Below are 23,212 nucleotides of genomic sequence, written 5' to 3'. Positions count from 1 at the left end.
TCACGAATCTTCCGGTGATCGGGCCACCGATCAGGGGATTTGCCAGATCTGAACGCCTTGGGCGTAGCAGAAGTAGATCCAGAACCATTGGTAGATCAGGCTCGCGCAGAGCACGAGCGGGCGCCACCACCACGCCCGCGGCAGCGCCAACGCGCCCACGAGCGGCGTCAGCGGCAGCAGGAGGCGCAGTGTGGAGGACTGCGGGAAGAACACCGCCAGCAGGTACAGCAGGTAGGAGGCGGACCACAGCCGGATCTCCACGCCGAGGGCGACGATGGGGCGCGCCCGCATCAGCGCCCACCCCGTCGCGATGAGGGCGGCGAAGAAGATCGTCCACCCCAGCACGGACGGGACGTGCCACTGCGCGAACCAGAAGTCCAGCCCCGCGATCCACCCGTCGAACGGGTAGAAGTGCGGAACCGCGTCCGGGATCCAGTTCCGGCGCCAGGCGAGCTCGGTGGACAGGTACGCGCCCATGTCCCCGGTGACGAGGCCGGCGATGGTCTGCCAGGCGAAGCCGATGACCGCTCCGAGGATGCCGAGCGCGATGATGTTCGCCATCTCCGCACCGGGCAACGGGTCGATGCGGCGTCGGGTCCAGCGCCAGATCAGGTACAGCCCGAGCATGAGGGAGAACGGCAGGATGCCCGGTCGAGTGAAGCCCATCACCGGGATCAGGACGTAGAGCACGACCCAGTTCCGCTTGAGCACCGCGTCCAGGGCGAACAGCAGCAGCGCCAGGAACATCGCTTCGGCGTACCCGACGTGGAACAGCGCGGCCAGCGGCGAATTGGCCAGGAACACCACGGCCCACATCGCGGGCACGTGCGAGATGCGGTTGCGCAGGAGGCGGTACAGGCCCACGCATGCGAGGAACCCGCACACCAGGGACGTGATGCTCGCGCCCACGGCCCAGCTGCCGAACGGCATGCCGACGACGTTGGAGATCCACGCGTACAGGGGCATGAAGGCCCACGCGTTCTCCGCCGTGTGGCCGGTCTCCGTCACCGGCAGGGTGGACGGGTAGCCGCTGTAGGCGACGATCCAGTACCACTGTGCGTCCCAGCCGACGATGAACCGTTCGATCGAGGACCCGGCGCCGAAGCGCGACCCCTCCTGAGCGAGCCCGGAAGCGATGAAGAGGTAGATCAGCGTCACGATCCGCGAGGCGGCGTAGATGCCCAGGATCGCGAGGATCGGGTGCACGCGCTTGGCGTTCGGACGCGGGATCTCCGCGGACCGGAGTGTGGTCAGGTCAGCCATGCGCGCAATCCGTTCTCCACGGCGACGATCTGCGCGATCGGCACTCGCTCCTCATCGTGGTGCGCCAGCAGCGGGTCGCCGGGACCGTAGTTGACCGCCGGAACGCCGAGGGCGCTGAATCGGGCGACGTCCGTCCACCCGTACTTCGGGTACGGGGTCGCCCCGATGGCGGCCAGGAACTCCTGCGCGAGCGGGGCGTCCAGGCCGGGCCGCGCGCCCGGGGCGAGGTCGGTGATCTCGACCTCGAATCCCTCGAAGGCGGAACGGACCACGTTCTCCGCCTGCGCCATGCTCTTATCCGGCGCGTAGCGAAAGTTCACCTCGACCTCGCAGAGGTCCGGGATGACATTGCCCGCCACCCCACCGGTGATCCGGACCGCGTTCAGCCCCTCGCGATAATCCAATCCGTCCACCCGCACCGTGCGGGGACGGTACTCCGCCAGGCGCGCCAGGATCGGAGCCGCGGCGTGGATGGCGTTCTCCCCCACCCAGGCGCGCGCGCTGTGCGCCCGGACGCCGAAAGTTCGAACGACCGCGCGCAGCGTGCCGTTGCATCCGCCTTCGACCTGACCACGCGTGGGCTCACCGAGAATGGCGAAGTCCGCGGCGAACAGCTCCGGGTGACTCTGGGACAGCCGGTTCAGGCCGTTCAGGTCGCTGGAGACCTCCTCGTGGTCGTACCACATCCAGGTCAGGTCAACGCGCGGCTCGGTCAGTTCCGCGGCGAGCTTCAGCTGCACCGCGAGGCCGGCCTTCATGTCCACGGTGCCGCGACCCCAGAGGATCGGCTCCCCGTCCTCCGTGCGCTTCTGGGTGGGCAGGTTGGCGTTGATCGGCACGGTGTCGATGTGGCCGGCAATCGCCACGCGCTGGGCGCGGCCGAGGTTCGTGCGAGCGACGATCGTGTCCCCGATGCGCAGCACGTCCAGGTGCGCGCATCCCGAGAGCGCCTGCTCGATCAGGTCGGCCAGGTGCGTTTCGTCCCCGGACACGCTCGGCACGTCGCACACCGCCCGGGTGATCTCGGCTGCGGACGCGGTCAGATCGAGCGAAGCCATGAAGGACATGCTACCGGCGTGCGCGGAAACGGCCCTCCGACCTCCGGCGTCACACGTCCGGAGGCCGACCGCCGCGCCGGTACCGTGGAGACATGACTGATGCACGATGGGTGAACGCTGACGGACTGGCCACGGTGCGTGCCGACGGCACGACGCTGGACGCGTGGTTCCCGCAGGTCCACGCCGGACGCCGGCCCGCCACGACGGACCTCACCGCGCTGCAGCCCCACGCGGGCGTCGATGAGCGACGCGAGGTCTCCCTCGAGGTCATCAGCATCGAGACCGATCTGGACGCACCGGTGTCCTCCACCGCGGACGCCTACCTGCGCCTGCACGCCCTCTCGCTCCTGCTCGTGCGTCCCAACGAGGTGAACCTCGAGGGCATCTTCGGGCACCTGCCCAACGTCGCCTGGACCACGGCCGGGCCGATGCATCCGGACGACGTCACCGCTCGCCGCCCCGCGCTCGTCCGCGCCGGAATCCAGGTTCAGGGGCTGGACAAGTTCCCCCGCTTGACCGACTACGTGCTGCCGGACGGCGTCCGCATCGCGGACGCGTCCCGCGTCCGCCTGGGCGCCCACCTCAGCCCGGGCACGACGATCATGCACGAGGGCTTCGTCAACTTCAACGCCGGGACCCTCGGCGCCGTCATGGTCGAGGGTCGCCTGTCGCAGGGTGTCGTCGTGCAGGGCGGCACGGACATCGGCGCCGGCGCGTCCACGATGGGCACCCTCTCCGGCGGAGGCACGCAGCGGGTCTCCGTCGGCGCGCGCTCCCTCATCGGCGCGAACGCCGGCATCGGCATCGCGATCGGCGATGACTGCGTCGTGGAAGCCGGGCTCTACGTCACGGCCGGCACGAAGGTCACCACGACCGACGACGCCGGCGAGGCGGTCGTGGTCAAGGCGGCGGTCCTGTCCGGCGTGAACGGTCTGCTGTTCCTGCGCAACTCCCAGACCGGCGCCGTCGAAGCTCGGCGTCGCTCCGGTGTCGGCGTCACGCTGAACGACGCCCTGCACGCCTGAGCGACTCCGGCTCCCCCGGCTGTCGCGCGGCACGGTCCGCGCGGCATCCGGGACGACGTCGGCAGCGACGACGAAGCCCCCGCGAGATCGCGAGGGCTTCGTCGATTCGGCTCAGACGCCGGGATAGTTCCGCTCGGTCGAGCCGATGTACAGCTGCTGCGGGCGGCCGATCTTCGTCTGCGGGTCGAGGTTCATCTCGCGCCACTGCGCCAGCCAGCCCGGCAGGCGGCCGATCGCGAACAGCACGGTGAACATCCGGGTCGGGAAGCCCATCGCCTTGTAGATCACGCCGGTGTAGAAGTCGACGTTCGGGTAGAGGCGGCGCGACTGGAAGTAGTCGTCGTTGAGCGCGATCTCCTCGAGCTCCTTGGCGAGGTCCAGCAGCGGGTCGCTGACGCCGAGCTCCTTCAGGACCTCGTCCGCGGACTCCTTGACCAGCTTGGCGCGCGGGTCGTAGTTCTTGTAGACGCGGTGCCCGAAGCCCATGAGCTTCACGCCGTCTTCCTTGTTCTTCACGCGCTCGACGAAACGCTTCACGGTCTCGCCCGAGTCGCGGATGTCAGCCAGCATCTGCAGCACGGCCTCGTTCGCGCCACCGTGCAGCGGACCGGACAGCGCGTGGATGCCCGCCGAGATGGAGGCGAACTGATTCGCGCCCGTGGAGCCGACGAGGCGGACCGTGGAGGTGGAGGCGTTCTGCTCGTGGTCCTCGTGCAGGATGAGCAGGCGCTCGAGGGCGCGGCTCATCACCGGGTTGACCTCGTACGGCTCGCTCATCACGCCGAAGTTCAGGCGCAGGAAGTTGTCGACGAAGCTCAGCGAGTTGTCCGGGTACAGGAATGCCTGGCCGATGCTCTTCTTGTGCGAGTACGCGGCGAGCACCGGAAGCTTGGCGAGCATGCGCACGGTGTTCAGCTCGACGTGCTCCGGGTTGGCCGGGTCGTGCTGACCCTCGTAGTACGTCGAGAGTGCGGACACGGCCGACGACAACGAGGACATCGGGTGCGCGGTGTGCGGCAGGGCGTTGAAGAAGTGCTTCAGATCCTCGTGGATGAGCGTGTGACGGCGCACGCGCTCGTCGAACTCCGCCAGTTCGGATGCCGAGGGCAGCTCGCCGTACAGCAGCAGCCAGGCCACCTCGAGGTACGAGCTGTGGCCCGCGAGCTGGTCGATCGGATATCCGCGGTAACGCAGGATCCCCTGGTCACCGTCGATGTAGGTGATCGACGACTTGGTCGCCGCGGTGTTCACGAAGCCGTAGTCCAGGGCGGTGTACCCGGTCTGCTTGGTCAGCGTCGACACGTCGATGCTGGAAGCGCCGTCCGTGCTCGTGACCACCGGCAGTTCGGCGGTGCGGTCCCCGACCGTCAGCGTGGCCTTCTCGGGCTGTGCTCCCACGTCGCTCACGGCGCCTCCTTGCGATTTCTGGTCGTCCGGAAAATGTGCCGGCGATCTTCCTGTCGCCCGGCGGGCGTCGGTCAGCACGAGTGGCTGACCGCTTTTACAGCCTAGTCGCCCGATCCCCCTACTGGTGCAAGCGCCAAAGGATCGAGCGTGGCGATAGAGGTTTGCTACGAACCGGACCGCAGGCGGTCAGCGGCGGCCGCGATGCGCTCGTCGGTCGCCGTGAGGGACAACCGGATGTGCTGCGGAAAGTGCGGGCCGTAGAAGACACCGGGACCAGCCAGGATGCCGAGATCGGCGAGGCGTCCCATGCTCTCCCAGGCATCGCGTCCCTCGGTGGCCCAGAGGTAGAGACCGGCCTCGCTCGCGTCCACGCGGAACCCGGCCGACTCCAGCGCCGGACGCAGGAGGGCACGGCGGGCGCGGTAGCGCTCCTTCTGCTGCGCGACGTGCTCGTCGTCACCGAGCGCGACCGCCATGGCGTGCTGCACGGGTGCCGGCGGCATCAGGCCGAGATGCTTGCGCGCGGTCAGCAGGGCTGCGATCACGTCGGCGTCGCCGGCGACGAAGGCCGCACGATAGCCGGCGAGGTTGGACTGCTTGGAGAGGGAGTAGACCGACAGGACACCGGTCAGGTCCCCATCGGTGACTCGCGGATCCAGGACGCTCGGCACGGGCGCGGTGTCCCAGGGCGCGTCCCAACCGAGCTCCGCGTAGCACTCGTCGCCCGCGATCACGGCGCCGAGTTCGCGGGCGCGCTGCACTGCGGCGCGCAACGAGGCGACATCGAGCACACGTCCGTCCGGGTTGCCGGGCGAGTTCAGCCACACCAGGCGCGTGCCCTCGGGCCACTCCGCCGGGTCATCCGCCGCCACCGGGGTCGCGCCGACGACGACCGCGCCGACCTCGTACGTCGGGTACGCCGCGCGCGGGTGCACGACGACATCGCCGGCGCCGAGTCCGAGCAGCGTCGGCAGCAGAGCCACGAGTTCCTTGGAGCCGATGGTCGGCAGGACGTTGGCCTCGGTCAGTGCGGGGACCCCACGCCGACGCGCGAACCAGTCCGCGATCGCGCGGCGCAGTTGCGTCGTTCCGACCGTCGCCGGGTAGGAGTGCGCCTCCGTTGCGGCGGCCAGAGCCTCGCGGATGATGCGCGGCGTCTCATCGACGGGCGAACCGATGGACAGGTCCACCAGGCCACCGGGGTGAGCGGAGGCTCGGTCGCGGTACGGGACGACCGCGTCCCACGGATAGTCCGCGAGGTCGCGGACGCTCACGCCCCCGCCTGCGGCGGAAGGGCGGAGATCACCGGGTGGTCCTTGGGGATGACCCCGACCTTGGCCGCTCCCCCGGGCGAACCGACGCCGTCGAAGAACTCGACGTTGGCCTTGTAGTAGTCGGCCCATTCCTCGGGGAGGTCGTCCTCGTAGTAGATGGCCTCGACAGGGCAGACCGGCTCGCAGGCACCGCAGTCCACGCACTCATCGGGGTGGATGTACAGCGAACGCTCCCCCTCGTAGATGCAGTCGACGGGGCACTCATCGATGCAGGCGCGGTCTTTGACGTCCACGCACGGCAGGGCAATCACGTACGTCACTCGGACAGTCTACGCGTCGGCCGGAGCTCGTCGTCCCGACGCGCGGCTCAGCGGCCGGCGCGCACGCTCGGCGCCTGCGGACCGGACACCGGCGTGTGCGCGCGGAGGTTCGGCCAGGCCAGCACGACCAGGATGATCGCACCGACACCGATCAACCACCACGTCGAGTACGGGTTGGCGGCCGGGAGCAGGACGGAACCGCCCGGGCCACGCTGCGAGAGCAGGAAGACCATGCCGTACATCCCCACACCGCCCGCGACCGCGGCCCACCGATCCTCGCCGAACGACCGCAGCGCGATCAGGATCGCGAGGCACCCGATCAGCGAGACGATGAACCCGACGGGCGGTGCCGAGGACACCCCGACCGTCCCGGCTGCTCCGAAGACGGCGCCGATGATCAGCGCGAGCAGCCAGGTGATGATCTTGGAGACGACGGACACGCCTCGGATCCTACTCGCACACCCTCCGCGATCTCCGAGTCAGCTCGCCCAAGCGAGGGCGCGCGCACCCGCCGCGACCACGGCGCCGGCGACGACCACGACCAGGAACGGCGCGCGCAGCATCAGCAGCCCGCCCGCGACGAGCACCGCCGGCACCCGCGCGTCCACGACGATCGACTGACCGTCGCCGAACGTCTGCACCGCGACCAGCGCGGCCAGAAGCGCCACGGTCAGCAGGTCCGTGATGCGTGACGGCCGCTCCGCTTCCAGCCAGTGCGCGGGCGTGAGATACCCCACCGCCTTCAGAGCGAGACAGATCACGGAGGCCAGCAGCACCGCCGTCCACAGCGTCATGCGGCCACCCGTCGTCCGAACAGGTTGAACCAGCCCACGACGACCGCGACGAGTGCCGCCACCAGCACCGGCAGCCCCGGGATCACGACGGGCGTGAGCAGGACCGCCACGAGCGCGGCCGCGATGCCGACGGCGATGGGCTGGCGGCCGCGCAACCGGGGCCACAGCAGGGCGAGAAAAGCCGCCGCGGCCGCGGCATCCAGTCCGTACGTCTTCGGATCGCCGAGCAGGTCGCCGAGCAGTCCACCCAGCAGCGTGGTGAGGTTCCAGCCGAGGAAGATGCCGACACCGGTGACCCAGAACCCGATCCGTCGCGCGCGCGGAGTCGACTGCGCCAGACCGACGGCCGTCGACTCGTCGATCGTGACCGGAACGGCGGCGATCCGACGCCCGAGCGTGGTCCCGACGATGGGCGCCATGCGCATCCCGTACGCGATGTTGCGGACACCCAGCAGCGCCGCCGAGGCGATCGCAGCGGGCGCCGCCGCCACCCCGCCGCTGGCGATCACGCCGATGAACGCGAACTGCGATCCGCCGGTGAACATCAGCAGGCTCAGGGTGCAGGTCTGCCAGATGTCGAACCCACTCGCGACGGCGAGCGCGCCGAAGGAGACACCGTAGGCGCTGGTGGCCAGGGCGACGGCCACTCCGTCACGCCACGCGCGACGGGACACGGACCCGTCGGTCGGGGGCGCGTCCGCCGCGGCGTCGGGAGTCATGTCGCCATTGTGCGGACGACAAGATCGATCGTCAAGTCGAACGATCGTTTATTTCATCGAACGGTTGTGGCAGGCTGTGCACATGGACGACCTTCGCACCCGCATCGCCGAACGGCTCCGCTCCGAGCGCGAATCGCGCGGACTCGCCGTGTCGGAGCTCGCCCGTCGCGCGGGGATCTCCAAGGCCACCGTCTCCCAACTGGAATCCGGAACCGCGAACCCCACCGTCGAGACGCTGTGGGCCATCGGCGATGCCCTGGGCGTGCCGTTCTCCACCCTCGTCGAGGCACCCGCCACCGGACCGCGACTCGTCCGCGCCGGGGACTACGCCGGTATCCCGGCCGCCGCCGCGCCATACCTGGCCACCCTGCTGTCCGCCAGTCCGCCCGGCGCCCGGCGGGACATCTACGTCATCACCGCCGAGCCCGGCAACGCCCACGTCGCCGAGCCGCACGCGGCCGGTGCCGTCGAGCACGTGATCCTGACGGCCGGCCGCGCGCAGGTGGGTCCGGAGCTCGAGCCGGTCGAGCTCGCCCCGGGCGACTACCTCTCTTATACCGCCGACGTCGCGCACGTGTTCCGCGCGCTTTCGCCGGGTACCGCCGCCGTCCTGATCAACGAGCTGCGCTGATGCCGCCCCCGCGCGCCGCGTCGTCCGGCGCGGGCGCCTCACCCCTCGTTCTGCTCACGCGCTGGACCCCGCGCCGCCGTGGCTGATCTCCGCCGGGAGCACAGCGGCGGGGCTCCCGGACGACACGCCGCACCCACTGGCTCCCGGACGGCGTGTCGGGGGCCAGGCCCGCCGGTGTGCACGAGCACGGACGCCGGAACGACGAACGCCCCGCCGGGAGGCGGGGCGTTCGTGGCGGAACTCAGGCGTTCTGGTCCTGCTTCTTCAGGCGTGCGGTGGCGCGGGCGCGCTCGGTGGCGTCCAGGTTCACCTTGCGGATGCGGACCTTCTCCGGCGTGACCTCGACGCACTCGTCCTCGCGGGCGAACTCGAGGCTCTCCTCGAGGGAGAGCATGCGCGGCGGCGTCATCGACTCGAACGTGTCGGCCGTGGAGGAGCGCATGTTGGTGAGCTTCTTCTCCTTGGTGATGTTCACGTCCATGTCGTCGTTGCGCGAGTTCTCCCCGATGACCATGCCCTCGTAGACCTCGTCCTGAGGCTGCACGAAGAAGCTCATGCGCTCCTGCAGGGCGATGATCGCGAACGGGGTGACGACGCCGGAGCGGTCGGCCACGATGGAGCCGTTCTGACGCGTGACGATCTGACCGGCCCACGGCTCATAGCCGTGCGAGATGGCGTTGGCGATACCGGTGCCGCGCGTGGTCGTCAGGAACTCGGTGCGGAAGCCGATCAGGCCGCGCGACGGGACGACGAACTCCATGCGCACCCAGCCGGTGCCGTGGTTGGACATGCCCTCCATGCGGCCCTTGCGGGACGCCAGGAGCTGCGTGATCGCGCCGAGGTACTCCTCCGGCGCGTCCACGGTCAGGTGCTCGAACGGCTCGTTGACCTTGCCGTCGATCTTCTTCGTGACCACCTGCGGCTTGCCGACGGTCAGCTCGAAGCCCTCGCGACGCATGTTCTCGACGAGGATGGCCAGCGCCAGCTCACCGCGGCCCTGGACCTCCCACGTGTCCGGGCGGCCCACGTCGACGACGTTGAGCGAGACGTTACCGACGAGCTCACGGTCCAGGCGGTCCTTGACCATGCGCGCGGTCAGCTTGTGACCCTTGACCTTGCCGACCAGCGGCGAGGTGTTGGTGCCGATGGTCATCGAGATGGCCGGGTCGTCGACGTGGATCATCGGCAGCGGACGGACGTCCTCCGGGTCGGCGATGGTCTCACCGATCGTGATGTCCTCGAAGCCGGCGATGGCGACGATGTCACCGGGACCGGCCTCCTCGGCCGGGTAGCGCTCCAGGGCGCGGGTCTTCAGCAGCTCCGTGATGCGGGCGTTGCTGGTGGTGCCGTCGGCACGGACCCAGGCGACGGTCTGGCCCTTGCGCAGCGTGCCGTTGAAGACGCGCAGCAGGGCGAGGCGGCCGAGGAACGGGCTGGAGTCGAGGTTCGTCACCCACGCCTGCAGCGGCGCCTCGTCGTCGTAGGACGGGGCCGGGATGTGCTCGAGGATCGCACCGAACAGCGGCTCGAGGTCGTCGTTGTCCGGCAGCGTGCCGTCGACCGGACGGTTGCGCGAGGCGGCACCGGCACGACCGGACGCGTACACGACCGGGACGTCGAGCAGCGCGTCGACGTCGAGGTCCGGGACGTCGTCCACGAGGTCGGACGCGAGACCCAGCAGGAGGTCCTGCGCCTCGGCCTCGACCTCGGCGATGCGGGCGTCGGGGCGGTCGGTCTTGTTCACGGCGAGGATCACCGGGAGCTTGGCCTCCAGCGCCTTGCGCAGCACGAAGCGGGTCTGCGGCAGCGGGCCCTCGGACGAGTCCACCAGCAGCACGACGCCGTCGACCATGGACAGGCCGCGCTCGACCTCACCACCGAAGTCGGCGTGGCCCGGGGTGTCGATGACGTTGATCGTCACCGGAACGTCGGTGTGCTCACCGTTGTAGGTGATCGCCGTGTTCTTGGCGAGGATCGTGATGCCCTTCTCACGCTCCAGGTCGTTGGAGTCCATCGCGCGCTCCTCGACGTGAGCGTGCTCACCGAAGGAACCCGTCTGACGGAGCATCGCGTCAACGAGGGTCGTCTTGCCGTGGTCGACGTGAGCGACGATCGCGACGTTTCGAAGGTCAGTGCGGAGGGCATGCGCCATGGAAGAAGATCCTTGAAGTCGGGAGATTCCGCGAGATGCGGACGGACCATCCTACCAACCGCGCCCGAACGGCCGCTGAACGCCGCCCCTGCGGCGTGGGACGCGGGTCCGGAATCACTGAGACGGGGTACAACAAACCCACAACATCCCGACAGGAGTTTCCCTTACTCGCCGGAAACGAGGTAACGTGCAGAAGTTCAACCCGAGGACACCTTGACGTGACAGGAATGTAAGGACAGTGGGGATGCACGAACGCAAAACTGGAAGAGGACCTCTGTGCTGAGGTATCTCTTCCGCCGCACGCTGGGCTGGCTGGCCATGATTTTCTTGGCGACCAATCTGACGTACTTCCTGGCGACGATCTTCTTGAACCCGCGCTCGAACTACGCGGGTCGGAACCCTCCCGTCGCGGAGAGCGTCGCCGACACCGCGTTGTCGCAGTACAACCTGAACGACAAGACCCCGCTCGTGGAGCGCTGGTGGACCTGGTTCACCGGCGTGATCACGCGCTGGGACTGGGGCAAGAGCCCGGTCGGCGAGAGCGTCAACGATCAGGTGTCCTTCCGCATCTGGAACTCCGCCGAACTGCTGCTCGGCGCCACCATCCTGATGACGCTGATCGGCATCGGTCTGGCTGTCTGGACCGCGTCGCGCCAGTACAGCGCCACCGACCGCACCGTGCAGTTCACCTCGACGATCACCATGAACCTTCCGATCGTGGTGGCCGGCCTCGGCATCGTGCTGCTGGCGATCTGGCTGAACCAGACCGTCGGCACGCGCATCTTCTTCGTCACCGGTTCTCGAAGTGACGGGGTGTCCGGATTCGGTCCGGTCTTCGTCGACGTGCTGCAGCACCTCACGCTCCCGACGATCACCCTGGTCCTGACCGGATACGCCGGCACCTACTTCATGCAGCGTTCGCTGCTGCTGGACAACATCAACGCGGACTACGTGCGCACGGCGCGCGCCAAGGGCCTCACCCGCCAGCAGGCCGTTCGCAAGCACGCGCTGCGCACGTCCCTGATCCCCGTCGTCACCTCCGTGGCGTTCTCGATCCCCGGCATGTTCACCGGTGCGGTGCTGACCGAGACGGTGTTCCAGTGGGAGGGCATGGGCAGGTACTTCATCACCACCATCGCCAAGAACGACATCCACGGCGTGGTCGCCATCGCGGCCTTCGGCGCCCTCATGACGGCGATCGGCGCCATCCTCGCGGACATCGCCGTCGTTGCGATCGACCCGAGAGTGAGGGTGAGCTGATGGCCCTTTCCGACCGCGAGAGCGAACTCGCCGGCGCCCGACCGGATGCCGACATCCCGACCGGGGGTGCGCTGACGGCGACGGACGCCGCCCTGGTTGAGGAGACGACGGATTCCATCGAGGCGGGCAACGCACCGCTGCCGCTGGCCAAGTCCCGCGGCACGCTCCAGCTGTACGTCCGCCGCTTCCGCCGCAACAAGACCGCCGTGGCCGGCCTGATCATCTTCGCCGCGCTCGCGCTGTTCGCGATCTTCGGCGAGATGATCGCGCCGTACGACTTCCTGAACACGGACTTCATGAGTCTGACGTCGCCTCCCGGAACCAACAACCACTGGTGGGGCACGAACAACGCCGGGAACGACCTGTTCGCCCAGTCCGCACACGGCCTGCGTCAGTCGATCCTGATCGCCCTGATCGTGGCCATCGGTTCCACCGTGATCGCGGCGATCGTCGGCGCGTGCGCCGCGTACTTCCGCGGCCGCACCGAGCAGATCATCCTGGCGATCATCCACTTCCTGATGATCATGCCGACCTTCCTGGTCCTCTCTCTCATCTCGAACAAGGCCGGCGGCAACTGGCTCGTGATCGCCATCGTGATGACGGCGATCAGCTGGTTCATGACGGCCCGCACCGTGTGGGCGATCGCCCTGTCGGTGCGCGAGCAGGACTACGTCACCGCAGCGCGCTACATGGGCGTCCCCGGATTCACGATCGTGCTGCGCCACATCATCCCGAACATCGGCTCCCTGCTGGTGATCTCGTTCACGCTGGGCATCGTCGGCGCCGTCATGGCCGAGACCGGACTGTCCTTCATCGGCTTCGGTGTGAAGATTCCGGACGTCTCGCTCGGCTCCCTCATCGGTTCGGGCGCGAACACGGTCACCAGCGCCCCGTGGCTGTTCTACTTCCCGGCCGGTGTGCTGACGCTGCTGACCGTGTCCATGGCCTTCGTCGCCGACGGTCTGCGCGACGCGCTTGACCCCAACTCGAACTCTGGAGGAACCGCGTGAGCGCTCCGCTGCTGTCCGTGCGAGATCTCGCCGTCAGCTTCCCGTCCGAAGCGGGCATCGTGGACGCCGTGCGCGGAGTGAGCTTCGACCTGCACGCCGGCAAGACGCTCGCGATCGTGGGCGAGTCCGGTTCCGGCAAGTCCGTGACCTCGCTGGCCGTGATGGGTCTGCACCCGAAGACCGCGCGCATCACCGGTTCGATCCAGTACGAGGGCCGCGAGCTGCTCGGACTGTCCGACCAGCAGATGTCGCGCCTGCGCGGCCAGGACATCTCGATGATCTTCCAGGACCCGCTGTCTTCGCTGACCCCGGTGTTCACCATCGGTGACCAGATCATCGAGGCGTTGCAGGTGCACGACAAGCACCTCTCGCAGAAGGCTGCCGCCGCCCGCGCCGTCGATCTGCTCCGCATCGTCGGCATCCCGCGTCCGGAGGAGCGCCTGCGCTCCTTCCCGCACGAGTTCTCCGGCGGCATGCGCCAGCGCGTCGTCATCGCGATCGCGATGGCGAACAACCCGCGCGTCATCATCGCCGACGAGCCCACCACCGCGCTCGACGTCACGATCCAGGCGCAGATCCTGGATGTCCTGGACCGCGCGCAGGAGGAGACCGGCGCCGGTGTGCTGCTGATCACGCACGACATGGGCGTGGTCGCGCACAGCGCGGACGACGTCCTCGTGATGTACGCCGGCAAGCCGGTCGAGAAGGGCTCGGTCGACGAGGTCTTCGAGAACACCCGCATGCCGTACTCGATCGGCCTCCTCGCCGCGATCCCGCGCGTCGACCAGACCGCCGACGAGCCGCTGACGCCGATCCCCGGCAACCCGCCGATCCTCATCGGCCTGCCGGACGAGTGCCCGTTCGTCGCCCGTTGCCCGATCGCGACCGAGGCGTGCCGCACGTCCGAGCCGCCGCTGATCCCGGTGGACGGCGATCTGGAGCACATGGCCGCCTGCATCCGCCTGGACCGCACGGCCGAAGGCCACGTCTACCCGACCCCGGAGATCCCGCCCTCGCCCATCGCGGACGTGCCGCGCGAGCAGCGCGAGACCATCCTCAAGGTCACCGACCTGGGGCGGGAGTTCCCGCTCACCCGCGGTGCGCTGGTCAAGCGCCGGATCGGCACGGTGCACGCCGTGGACGGCGTGTCCTTCGACATCCGCGAGGGCGAGACCCTGGCGATCGTCGGCGAGTCCGGGTCGGGCAAGTCCACGACGCTCCTCGAGATCATGGACATGAAGCCGCAGTCCGGCTCGGTCGAGCTGACCGGTGTCGACGTCTCCACGATCAAGGGTGGCCGGGCGGAGCGCAAGCTGCGTCGAAACGCGCAGATCGTGTTCCAGGACCCGATGGGCGCACTGGATCCGCGCATGACGGTCGGCGACATCCTCGCCGAGCCACTGCGTTCCATGGGCTACGACGGTGACATCTCGGCCCGGGTGACCGAGCTGATGGACCTGGTCGGACTGAACCGCGCCCACGTCGAGCGCTTCGCCTCGGCGTTCTCCGGCGGCCAGCGTCAGCGCATCGGCATCGCCCGCGCCCTCGCGACCAACCCGCGGCTGGTGGTCCTCGATGAGCCGGTCTCGGCGCTGGACGTGTCCATCCAGGCGGGTGTCATCAATCTGCTCGAAGAGCTCAAGGCCAAGCTGAAGCTGAGCTACCTCTTCGTCGCGCACGATCTGTCCGTGGTCCGCCACATCGCCGATCGCGTGGGTGTGATGTATCTCGGCAAGTTCGTCGAATTCGGCGATACTGAGGAGATCTTCGACAATCCGACGCACCCGTACACCAAAGCGCTGCTGTCCGCGATCCCGATCCCGGACCCCAAGATCGAGCGCACGCGCGACCGCATCGTCCTCACGGGCGATCTGCCGTCGCCCGCGTCGCGCCCCCAGGGCTGCCCGTTCGTGACGCGCTGCCCGCTGTACCAGACTCTGACGAGCGAGGAGGACCGACGCCGGTGCGAGACCGTACCGCCGGCCCTCATCACGCATGGTCGCGACCACGCGGACGCTTGTCACTTCAGCTCCGGAGTTCTCACGCGGGAGGTGGCATAGCAACCCGCCGAGTCTCAGGAGACCGCGAGTCCTCTCGCACCATCACACAGTCCAGCCGCTTCGGCGGCCGAGGAGGTCAAGAATGTCAATTGCAACCAAGAAGCGGCTGATCGCCGCTGCGGCTGCCGTTGCTGCCGGCGCGCTGCTGCTGTCCGGCTGCAGCACCGGCGGCTCCGGCGGTGGGTCCACGAGCGGCGCCTCCGGGTCCGCCGACGCAGCGAAGGATCAGGCGGACTACAACCCGCAGCCGCGCGAGAACCTCAAGGAGGGCGGCACTTTCACCACCGCCACCACCGAGATCAGCGCGCAGTTCAACCCGTTCCACGCGGACGGCACGCTGTACACGTCCAACGTGTGGCGCTGGTACAACCCGGTCATCGCGCTGTTCGACGCGGACGGCACGTGGCACGCCAACGAGGACTACCTGAGCGACGTCAAGAAGGAAGACGTCGACGGGAAGACCGTCGTGACGTACACGATCAACCCGAAGGCCCAGTACAACGACGGCACGCCGATCGACTGGAAGAGCTTCGAGAACACCTGGAAGTCCAACGACGGCGAGAACAAGGACTACGCTGTGAGCTCGACCGACGGCTACGTGCAGATCGAGTCCGTCAAGGCCGGTAAGGACGACCGCCAGGCCGTCGTGACCTTCAAGGGCGAGTACGCCTGGGTCGACGGACTGTTCAACTTCCTCCTCAACCCTGAGGTCAAGGACGCGAACATGTTCAACACCGCGTACGTCGAGACGCCGCACGCGGAGTGGGGCGCCGGTCCGTACACGGTCGACAACTACGACAAGAACAACGGCACCATCTCGTTCAAGCGCAACGACAAGTGGTGGGGCGACAAGGGTCTGCTCGACTCCCGCACGTTCAAGACCATGGAATCCAGCGCCTCGATCAACGCCTTCAAGAACGGCGAGATCGACGCGACGAGCGCCAGCAGCCAGGACCGCCTCGCGCAGGTCAAGGACATGAAGGACATCAACATCCTTCGCGGCGGCAGCACCGCCAACTACCTGCTGATGCTGAACTCGGCGGCGCCCAGCCTCGATGACCTGCAGGTCCGCACGGCCATCATGAAGGGCATCGACCGCTCGGTCATCGCCAAGATCGAGTTCCAGGGTCTGGACTACACCGAGAAGGAGCCGGGCTCGTTCAACCAGTTCAGCTACCAGCCGGGCTACCAGGACAACTACGCCAAGGCGGGCCTCGGCTTCGACAAGGACGCCGCCGCCAAGCTGCTCGACGAGGCCGGTTGGAAGCAGGCCAAGGACGGCGACATCCGCGAGAAGGACGGCAAGAAGCTGTCCATCCAGTTCACCACGCTCGGTGACGACCCGACCTCGGCCGCCGAGGCCAAGGCCATCAACTCGATGCTGGCTGAGATCGGTGTCGACGCGAAGATCGAGAACCGCCCCTCCAGCGAGTTCTCCGAGGTCTACACCAAGCGCGAGTTCGGCATGTTCATGATGGGCTTCAGCTCCTCTGACCCGTTCGGCTTCGCGTACTTCTGCCAGATCTACTGCTCCGACTCGACTCTGAACCTGTCGGGCACGGCCACGCCGGAGATGGACAAGGAGATCGCCGAGATCGCCAAGATCGGTAACCCGGACGACCAGATCAAGCAGGGCAATGAGCTCGAGGCGAAGCTGCTGAAGGAGACCGCGGGCATCATGCCGATGTACAACGGTCCGACCATCGTCGCCGTGAAGAAGGGCCTGGCCAACTACGGCGCCGGTCTGTTCTTCCAGGGCAAGCCGCAGGACCTCGGCTGGGAGAAGTAATTCCAACAGTCGTCTGACGCCGAAGGGCCGGGAGCGTATGCTCCCGGCCCTTCGTGCATCCCGTCCGCTTGCGGCTCCCCCGCGCGGCGGCTCCCGCACGGCGGGACGCAGCGCGGCACGCCGCCACGCCGGGCTCCCCCGCCGATGTCGACGCGATCGCGTGCTCGTGCTTCCCGGACGGGCGACGTCAGATTCGTCTCCGGGCTGACTCGGAGCGGCCCCGGAGATAGGCCCGGAGGGCGTCAGGCGTTGGCCAGCAGAGTGGCGACCGCGGCCCAGACGAGGATGAGAGCGAGGGAGCCGATCAGCAGCCAGTCCCAGGAGGCCGTCACCGGGCCCTGGGCGCCGTCGCGGTGGCGGCCGGCGCTCCAGCGCTGCAGGAGGCCCTGTACGGTCGCCTCACCGTTCTCCTGCTTCTGCTTGCCCATGCGCGTGACCTGCTGCCCCGGACGTGCCACGGAGGGGCCGCCCATGCAGACGACCGGCTTGCGGGAGTCGAGGTGGAAGGTCAGCTGCATCCGCATCTCGACGTCCGTGACCCGCGCCCACGGCATCCGGTAGCGCCGTAACAGGTTCTGGACCGTCGCGCCGTCGTCATCCACGGCGATCGTGGACGAAGCCATCGCGACGTACGTCACCCACGGCAGCAGCAGAATCCACGGCACCCACAGCATCGTGGTGCCCCAGCCCGCGCGCAGACCGGCGTCGATGATGAAGTACGCCGCGATGAGCACGGCGACTCCGGTGGCGATGAGACCGCCGATGGAGCGAATGACGTAGCGGTTTCCGGGTGCTGGACTCACCACAGCAGACTACCCGCCCCCGCCGGACGAACCCGCCGCCGACGGACGACGAGGGCGGACGGGATGCCCCGTCCGCCCTCGCGTGATGATCGGCCGGATCAGCCGCCGATGCCGAGCTCGATGTCGGCGCCCGGGATGGCCGCCAGCAGGCGCTTGGTGTAGTCCTCACGCGGATTGGCGAAGATCTCGTCCACGGTGCCCTGCTCGACGATCTTGCCCTGCTCCATGACGCACACGAGGTCCGCGGCGACACGGACGACGGCGAGGTCGTGCGTGATGAACAGGTAGGTCAGCTGCAGTTCCTCCTGCAGCTGAGCGAGCAGCTGCAGGATCTGGTCCTGCACGAGCACGTCCAACGCCGAGACCGCCTCATCCAGCACGACGATGTCGGGCTTGAGCGCGAGGGCACGCGCGATGGCGACACGCTGGCGCTGTCCACCGGACAGTTCGTTCGGATAGCGGCTGATCAGGGACTGCGGCAGGGCGACCTGCTCGAGCAGCTCCAGCACACGTGCCCGACGAGACGCCGCGTCGCCCACCTTGTGGATGACCAGCGGCTCCTCGATGAGGCTGCCGATGCTGCGGAGCGGGTCCAGCGAGCTGTACGGGTCCTGGAACACCGGCTGCATGCGCCGGCGCAGGGTGAACGTGTCGGCGTTGTTCAGACGCGACACGTCCTTGCCGTCGACCTCGATCACACCGGCAGTGGGCTCCTCGAGCTTGAGGACCATCTTGGCGACGGTGGACTTGCCGGAACCCGACTCCCCCACCAGTGCCAGCGTCTTGCCCCGCGGGATCTCGAAGGACACGTCGTCCACGGCACGGAACGGCTCCGTGTGGAACGCGCCCTGCCGGATCTTGTAGTCCTTCGTCAGGCCCTTGACGGCGACCGTCGGGACGCCCCCGATCTCGCGCTCGATCCCGCGCTCCTCCGCGGCGATCTGGATGCGCTGCGACGCGAGTGAGGGCGCCGCGGCCACCAGCCGCTTGGTGTACGGGTGTCGCGGGTTCTGCAGGATCTCCCGGCTCGGGCCGGACTCCACGATCTCGCCCTGGTTCATCACGACGATCTTCTCGGCGCGCTCGGCGGCGAGTCCCAGGTCGTGCGTGATCAGCAGCACCGAGGTGCCCTTGTCCCGCGTCAGCGAAGCGAGGTGATCGAGGATCACCCGCTGGACCGTGACATCCAGTGCCGAAGTCGGCTCGTCCGCGATCAGCAGACGCGGGTCGGCCGCGAGGCCGATACCGATCAGCGCGCGCTGGCGCATGCCGCCCGAGAACTGGTGCGGGAACTGCCCGAGACGCCGTTCGGCGTCCGCGAGACCGGCCTGTTTCAGCACCTCGATGGCGCGGGCCTTGATGGCCTGTCGCCCCTGGGCGAGGCCGTTGGCCTTGACGGCTTCCTTCACCTGGAAGCCGATCGACCAGACCGGGTTGAGGTTGGACATCGGGTCCTGCGGCACGAAACCGATCTCGCGGCCGCGCAGCGATTCCATCTGGCCGCGCGAGAGCGTGGTGAGCTCTCGTCCGTCCAGGGTGATGGAACCGCCGGTCACCTTTCCGGTACCGGGCAGCAGGTTGATGATCGCCGACGCGGTCGTGGACTTGCCGGAACCCGACTCCCCCACGATCGCCACGGTCTCACCGGGGAAGATGTCGAAGTTGACACCGTGCACGACCTCGCGCTGCTTGCGGTCCGAGGTGAAGGCGATCTTCAGATCCCGGACCCGCAGCAGCGGTTCGCGTGCGTCGACGTATTCCTGGTTGCTCACATTCGTCTCCGGGAAACTCATCGCTGCGCCCTCGCCCTCGGGTCGAGCGCATCTCGAACGAGCTCACCCAGCATGATGAACGCGAGAACGGTGACCGTCAGCGCGATCGACGGATAGATCAGACCCATCGGGGCAACCTTCAGCGACTGCTGCGCCTGTCCGATGTCATTGCCCCACGACATGGTCGAGGAGGGCAGTCCGACCCCGAGGAAGGACAGCGTGGCCTCGGCGACGATGGCGCCGGCGAGGCTCAAGGTCGCGATGACGAGCAGCGGGGCGATGGCGTTCGGCACGACGTGCGTGACCATCGTGGAGAAGCGCGACCGGCCCAGTGCCCGCGACGCCATCACGAAGTCGTTCTGCTTGACCCGCATCACCTCGGCGCGCACGACGCGTGCCGTGGAGGCCCACGCGAACCCGCCGATCGCGAACGCGAGCGTCAGCTCGTTGCGCGAGCTGGAGAACACGCTCATGACCACGACGGCCGCGAGGATGTAGGGGATCGAGAAGAAGATGTCGCCGATGCGGGAGAGCACCGAGTCGAGCCAGCCGCCGTAGAAGCCGGCCAGGGCGCCCATGATCAGTCCGATTCCGGAGCCGATGATGGTCGACAGCAGACCGACGACCATCGAGGTGCGGGTGCCGTACACGATGCGCGCCCAGATGTCACAGCCCTGGAACGTGAAGCCGAGCGGGTGACCGGCGGCGGGGCCGCCGTTCGAGTTCGACAACTCGCAGTTGAGGGTCGGAGACTGCTGCGTGAAGAGCTGCGGCAGCACGGCCATGGCGATGATCACGATCACGATGACCAGCGAGATCCAGAACAGCGGACGACGGCGGAGGTCCCGCCACGCGTCCAGCCACAGGTTGCTGGTCTTCTCCGACACGCGGACCGCGTCCACCGCCACCGTCTGCGTGGCGACATCGGCGACGTAGTGGTCGGCGCGGGTGGCCGGCATCACCTCGTCGGGGATCTGACTCGGGTCGAAGGACGTCGCGTCACGAAGGTTCATCGTGGCGTCTTGGGGAATCTTCTCATCACTTGGCATAACGGATCCTCGGGTCGAGCAGTCCGTACAGCAGGTCGACCACGAGGTTGACCAGCACGTACAGGATGACGAACACGGTGACGAACGAGACCACGGTCGCGTTCTCGTGTCGGATGACCGCCTGGTACAGCGTGTTACCGACACCGGGCACGTTGAAGATGCCCTCGGTGACGGTCGCACCGACCAGCAGCACGCCGAAGTTCGTCGCGGAGTTGGTGATCACCGGGATCAGGGAGTTGCGCAGCACGTGCACCGGGATCACGCGTCCGCGCGAGAGTCCCTTGCTGTACGCGGTGCGCACCCAGTCCTGGTTCAGCGTCTCGATAACAGAACCGCGCATGAGGCGCATGCTCGTTGCGAACAGGCTCACGCCGAGCACGATCGCGGGCAACCAGAGGCCGCCCCAGTCGTTGTCCGACCCCACTGTCGGTTTGAACCAGCCGAACTGGACGGCCAGGAAGTACTGGGCGAGGAACGCGAGCACGAACACCGGCATGGCGACGAAGATCAGGCTGACGATCAGCATGATGTTATCGAGCGCCTTGCCCTTGCGCAGGGCGGATGCGGTTCCGATGATGATCGACAGGCAGAACTCGATGGCGATCGCCATCACGGCCAGGCGCCCGGTGACCGGCAGGGTCCGCGCGAGCACCGTGGACACGTCCTGACCGGAGAAGGTCTGACCCATGTCGCCGGTGAAGACGCCCTTCATGTACAGCAGGTACTGCACGATGAACGGCTCATTGAGGTGGTACTGGTCTCGCAGCGCCTGCAACTGGGACTCGGTCGGCGTGCGCTGACCGAACATCGCCAGGATCGGGTCGCCGGGCATGGCGAAGACCAGGAAGTAGATGAGCAGCGTCGCCCCGAAGAACACCGGGATGACCTGCAAGAGGCGTTTGACGATGTAGCCGACCAAACCGCGCTCCCTTCCGTGTGGATGCACGGGGACTCCGCGTCAGGAATCCCCACACAGCATCGTGCCCGGTTCTGGATCGGAACGCGAGCACAGTTATGGGACACGCCGCGAGGCGGTGACGACTGTCACCGCCTCGCGGGTGCGATCAACCGGGAATTACTTCTTGGTGATCTCGTAGTAGAGCGGAACCGAGTTCCAACCGAACTCGACGTTGTCGACGTTCTTCGAGAAGCCGCCGGTGACGTTGGAGTACCACAGCGGGATGGCCGGGAGGTCCTGCAGCAGGATCTCCTGAGCCTTCTGGAAGTCGTCGTTGGCCTTCGACGAGTCGGTCTGCGAGATGCCCTGAGCGAGCAGCGCGTCGAAGTCCTTGTTCGAGTAGTCACCGTCGTTCGAACCGGCACCGGTCGCGTAGAGCGGGCCGAGGAAGTTGTACAGACCCGGGTAGTCCGCCTGCCAACCGGTGCGGAACGCGGTCTTGATGGTGCGGTCGGTGATCTGCGTGCGCGCCTCGGCGAAGGTCGGGAACGGGTTGCCCGACGCGTCGATGCCCAGCGTGTTCTTGATCGAGTTGGTCACCGCGTCGACCCAGGCCTGGTGGCCACCGTCAGCGTTGTACGCGATCTGGAACGTGCCGGTCCACGGCTTGATGGCGTCGGCCTTGGCCCACAGTTCCTTCGCCTTGTCCGGGTTGTACTTCAGGACATCGGCGCCGGTGAGCTTGTCCGACCAGCCCTTGATGACCGGCGAGGTGAAGTCGCTGGCCGGGGTGCGGGTGCCCTGGAAGATCGTCTTGGTGATCTCCTCGCGGTTGATGGCCATCGACAGCGCCTGACGACGCAGCTGGCCCTCCTCGCCGCTGAAGTGGTCCAGACGCGACGGAATCGTGAAGGACTGGAAGATGGCGGCCGGCTGGTTGACCGCGCGGTCACCCAGCTCGTCCTGGAACGTCGCCAGCGAGCTCGACGGGATGGCGTCGATGACGTCCACCTGGTCGGCCTGCAGGTCGGAGTACGCGGCCTCCTGGGTGGCGTAGAAGATGATGTCCAGGCCACCGTTCTTGGCCTGACGGCCACCGGTGTAGTCATCGTTCTTCACGAGCGAGATGGACTCGTCGTGCTTCCACGCGTCGTCGCCGGCGAGCTTGTACGGGCCGTTGCCGACCGGCTTCTCACCGAACGCCTTCATGTCCGCGAACGCGGAGTCCGGAAGCGGGTAGAAGGCCGAGTAGCCCAGACGCAGAGCGAAGTCCGACGCCGGCTTGTTCAGCTTGATCGTGAAGTGGTAGTCATCCGTCTTGGTGACACCCGTCAGCTCGGAGTCCTTCGCGGCGTCGTAGCCCTCGATGTCCTCGAAGAAGTAGGCCGAAAGCTGCTTGTTGGAGAACTTCGCGCCGTAGTTCCAGGCCTTGATGAAGTTGTCGGCCTTGACCTCGGTGCCGTCCGTGAACTTCTGGCCCTTCTTCAGGGTGATCTCGATCGTCTGCGGGTCGACCGTCTCGATCTTCTCGGCCATGTCGTTGACCGGGGCGCCCTTGGCGTCGTAGTAGACCAGACCCGCGAAGATGGAGTCGAGGATCTTGCCACCGCCGACCTCATTGGTGTTGGTCGGGATGAGCGGGTTCTGCGGCTCGCTGCCGTTCGTCTTGATGATGGCCGAGGTGTCGCCGCCACCGGTGCTGCCACCGGTCTTGTCGTCGCCAGAGCCGCCGTTGGACGCGCAGCCGGCGAGAGCGAGGGTTGCGACGCTCACCAGCGCGATGCCGCTGAGGGCGATCTTCGTGCGCTTCACTGGTCCTCCTGAGAGTGGGTTGATTGGTCCGCACGTGTCTCCTGTGACAGATACGGGATATCGCAAGGTTAGGGGTGGCGCGGGATGTGAGCAAAGAACCGGGTCGAACCGTTACA

20 protein-coding genes are annotated in these 23,212 nt (G+C 67.6%); 6 read left to right on the top strand and 14 right to left on the bottom strand.

The features are described 5' to 3' along the window. Positions 1–30 precede the first annotated feature (30 nt). Positions 31–1,263: a glycosyltransferase family 39 protein gene (locus BN1193_RS06575; RefSeq protein ID WP_040164985.1), complete on the bottom strand. Its 1,233-nt coding sequence runs from the start codon at positions 1,261–1,263 to the stop codon at positions 31–33. Next, positions 1,251–2,321 (bottom strand): succinyl-diaminopimelate desuccinylase, encoded by a 1,071-nt coding sequence (gene dapE / locus BN1193_RS06570; RefSeq protein WP_040165603.1) that lies wholly within the window; start codon positions 2,319–2,321, stop codon positions 1,251–1,253. Before dapE ends, BN1193_RS06575 begins: the two co-directional genes overlap by 13 nt. Positions 2,322–2,413: 92 nt before the next feature. Between dapE and BN1193_RS06565 the strand changes: the two genes are divergently transcribed. Next, the gene (locus tag BN1193_RS06565) at positions 2,414–3,346 is read left to right on the top strand and encodes a DapH/DapD/GlmU-related protein (RefSeq protein WP_040164984.1); all 933 of its coding nucleotides are present in this window, start codon (positions 2,414–2,416) and stop codon (positions 3,344–3,346) included. Between the two features lie 111 nt (positions 3,347–3,457). Here the strand turns inward: BN1193_RS06565 and BN1193_RS06560 are convergent, their stop codons facing one another. From BN1193_RS06560 to BN1193_RS06535, 6 genes are all read right to left on the bottom strand, one after another. Then, on the bottom strand, positions 3,458–4,753 hold the full coding sequence (locus tag BN1193_RS06560; protein WP_094770322.1) for a citrate synthase: 1,296 nt from the start codon (positions 4,751–4,753) through the stop codon (positions 3,458–3,460). Positions 4,754–4,917: 164 nt separating this feature from the next. Further along, positions 4,918–6,027 carry a succinyldiaminopimelate transaminase gene (gene dapC / locus BN1193_RS06555; protein WP_040164983.1) on the bottom strand — a complete coding sequence of 370 codons (1,110 nt, stop codon included), beginning with the start codon at positions 6,025–6,027 and terminating at the stop codon, positions 4,918–4,920. Beyond that, complete coding sequence (gene fdxA, locus BN1193_RS06550) at positions 6,024–6,347, bottom strand: ferredoxin (protein WP_040164982.1); 324 nt, start codon at positions 6,345–6,347, stop codon at positions 6,024–6,026. Before fdxA ends, dapC begins: the two co-directional genes overlap by 4 nt. Before the next feature lie 47 nt (positions 6,348–6,394). Further along, positions 6,395–6,787, bottom strand: coding sequence for a hypothetical protein (locus BN1193_RS06545; protein ID WP_040164981.1), 393 nt, complete (start codon positions 6,785–6,787; stop codon positions 6,395–6,397). Between the two features lie 39 nt (positions 6,788–6,826). Then, positions 6,827–7,141, bottom strand: a complete 315-nt coding sequence (locus tag BN1193_RS06540; protein WP_040164980.1) for an AzlD domain-containing protein — start codon at positions 7,139–7,141, stop codon at positions 6,827–6,829. Next, positions 7,138–7,860 carry an AzlC family ABC transporter permease gene (locus BN1193_RS06535; protein WP_052460515.1) on the bottom strand — a complete coding sequence of 241 codons (723 nt, stop codon included), beginning with the start codon at positions 7,858–7,860 and terminating at the stop codon, positions 7,138–7,140. The genes BN1193_RS06540 and BN1193_RS06535 overlap by 4 nt, the downstream gene beginning before the upstream one ends. Positions 7,861–7,942: 82 nt before the next feature. Here BN1193_RS06535 and BN1193_RS06530 point away from each other — a divergent pair, with 82 nt between their 5' ends. After that, a complete protein-coding gene (locus BN1193_RS06530; RefSeq protein ID WP_040164979.1) occupies positions 7,943–8,491 on the top strand; it encodes a helix-turn-helix domain-containing protein in 549 nt (182 codons plus the stop codon). A 241-nt stretch (positions 8,492–8,732) separates the two neighbouring features. Here the strand turns inward: BN1193_RS06530 and typA are convergent, their stop codons facing one another. Continuing rightward, positions 8,733–10,643, bottom strand: a complete 1,911-nt coding sequence (gene typA / locus BN1193_RS06525; RefSeq protein WP_040164978.1) for a translational GTPase TypA — start codon at positions 10,641–10,643, stop codon at positions 8,733–8,735. A 318-nt stretch (positions 10,644–10,961) separates the two neighbouring features. On the opposite strand from typA, the gene BN1193_RS06520 reads away from it, so the two are divergent. The 4 genes from BN1193_RS06520 (at position 10,962) to BN1193_RS06505 (ending at position 16,762) form a co-directional block, all read left to right on the top strand. Then, the gene (locus BN1193_RS06520; protein ID WP_230206436.1) at positions 10,962–11,903 is read left to right on the top strand and encodes an ABC transporter permease; all 942 of its coding nucleotides are present in this window, start codon (positions 10,962–10,964) and stop codon (positions 11,901–11,903) included. Continuing rightward, a complete protein-coding gene (locus tag BN1193_RS06515) occupies positions 11,903–12,913 on the top strand; it encodes an ABC transporter permease (RefSeq protein WP_094770321.1) in 1,011 nt (336 codons plus the stop codon). Before BN1193_RS06520 ends, BN1193_RS06515 begins: the two co-directional genes overlap by 1 nt. Further along, positions 12,910–14,973, top strand: coding sequence for an ABC transporter ATP-binding protein (locus BN1193_RS06510; protein ID WP_040164976.1), 2,064 nt, complete (start codon positions 12,910–12,912; stop codon positions 14,971–14,973). Before BN1193_RS06515 ends, BN1193_RS06510 begins: the two co-directional genes overlap by 4 nt. 82 nt (positions 14,974–15,055) lie before the next feature. Then, on the top strand, positions 15,056–16,762 hold the full coding sequence (locus BN1193_RS06505; RefSeq protein ID WP_040164975.1) for an ABC transporter family substrate-binding protein: 1,707 nt from the start codon (positions 15,056–15,058) through the stop codon (positions 16,760–16,762). A 242-nt stretch (positions 16,763–17,004) separates the two neighbouring features. Here BN1193_RS06505 and BN1193_RS06500 read toward each other — a convergent pair whose 3' ends face one another. The 5 genes from BN1193_RS06500 to BN1193_RS06480 form a co-directional block, all read right to left on the bottom strand. Beyond that, the gene (locus BN1193_RS06500) at positions 17,005–17,565 is read right to left on the bottom strand and encodes a PH domain-containing protein (RefSeq protein ID WP_141396636.1); all 561 of its coding nucleotides are present in this window, start codon (positions 17,563–17,565) and stop codon (positions 17,005–17,007) included. 98 nt (positions 17,566–17,663) lie between these two features. Then, positions 17,664–19,358 carry a dipeptide ABC transporter ATP-binding protein gene (locus BN1193_RS06495; RefSeq protein ID WP_052460514.1) on the bottom strand — a complete coding sequence of 565 codons (1,695 nt, stop codon included), beginning with the start codon at positions 19,356–19,358 and terminating at the stop codon, positions 17,664–17,666. Continuing rightward, positions 19,355–20,296 (bottom strand): ABC transporter permease, encoded by a 942-nt coding sequence (locus BN1193_RS06490; RefSeq protein ID WP_040165594.1) that lies wholly within the window; start codon positions 20,294–20,296, stop codon positions 19,355–19,357. Before BN1193_RS06490 ends, BN1193_RS06495 begins: the two co-directional genes overlap by 4 nt. Before the next feature lie 79 nt (positions 20,297–20,375). Then, entirely contained in the window at positions 20,376–21,305 is a 930-nt protein-coding gene (locus tag BN1193_RS06485; RefSeq protein ID WP_040164971.1) for an ABC transporter permease, read from the bottom strand. A gap of 156 nt (positions 21,306–21,461) precedes the next feature. Beyond that, positions 21,462–23,096, bottom strand: coding sequence for a peptide ABC transporter substrate-binding protein (locus tag BN1193_RS06480; RefSeq protein WP_094770320.1), 1,635 nt, complete (start codon positions 23,094–23,096; stop codon positions 21,462–21,464). Positions 23,097–23,212 lie beyond the last annotated feature (116 nt).

This window comes from Microbacterium gorillae, from assembly GCF_000826185.2.
Lineage (GTDB): Bacteria > Actinomycetota > Actinomycetes > Actinomycetales > Microbacteriaceae > Microbacterium > Microbacterium gorillae.
The sequence above is the reverse complement of the archived record's forward strand: the minus strand, read 5'-3'. Positions and strand labels throughout refer to the sequence as shown.

Coding starts and splice junctions, on each gene's coding strand:
- BN1193_RS06575 (WP_040164985.1), bottom strand. CDS start 1,263: ATGGCTGACCTGACCACACTCCGGTCCGCGGAGATCCCGCGTCCGAAC.
- dapE (WP_040165603.1), bottom strand. CDS start 2,321: ATGGCTTCGCTCGATCTGACCGCGTCCGCAGCCGAGATCACCCGGGCG.
- BN1193_RS06565 (WP_040164984.1), top strand. CDS start 2,414: ATGACTGATGCACGATGGGTGAACGCTGACGGACTGGCCACGGTGCGT.
- BN1193_RS06540 (WP_040164980.1), bottom strand. CDS start 7,141: ATGACGCTGTGGACGGCGGTGCTGCTGGCCTCCGTGATCTGTCTCGCT.
- BN1193_RS06535 (WP_052460515.1), bottom strand. CDS start 7,860: ATGACTCCCGACGCCGCGGCGGACGCGCCCCCGACCGACGGGTCCGTG.
- BN1193_RS06530 (WP_040164979.1), top strand. CDS start 7,943: ATGGACGACCTTCGCACCCGCATCGCCGAACGGCTCCGCTCCGAGCGC.
- typA (WP_040164978.1), bottom strand. CDS start 10,643: ATGGCGCATGCCCTCCGCACTGACCTTCGAAACGTCGCGATCGTCGCT.
- BN1193_RS06520 (WP_230206436.1), top strand. CDS start 10,962: ATGATTTTCTTGGCGACCAATCTGACGTACTTCCTGGCGACGATCTTC.
- BN1193_RS06515 (WP_094770321.1), top strand. CDS start 11,903: ATGGCCCTTTCCGACCGCGAGAGCGAACTCGCCGGCGCCCGACCGGAT.
- BN1193_RS06505 (WP_040164975.1), top strand. CDS start 15,056: ATGTCAATTGCAACCAAGAAGCGGCTGATCGCCGCTGCGGCTGCCGTT.
- BN1193_RS06495 (WP_052460514.1), bottom strand. CDS start 19,358: ATGAGTTTCCCGGAGACGAATGTGAGCAACCAGGAATACGTCGACGCA.
- BN1193_RS06490 (WP_040165594.1), bottom strand. CDS start 20,296: ATGCCGGCCACCCGCGCCGACCACTACGTCGCCGATGTCGCCACGCAG.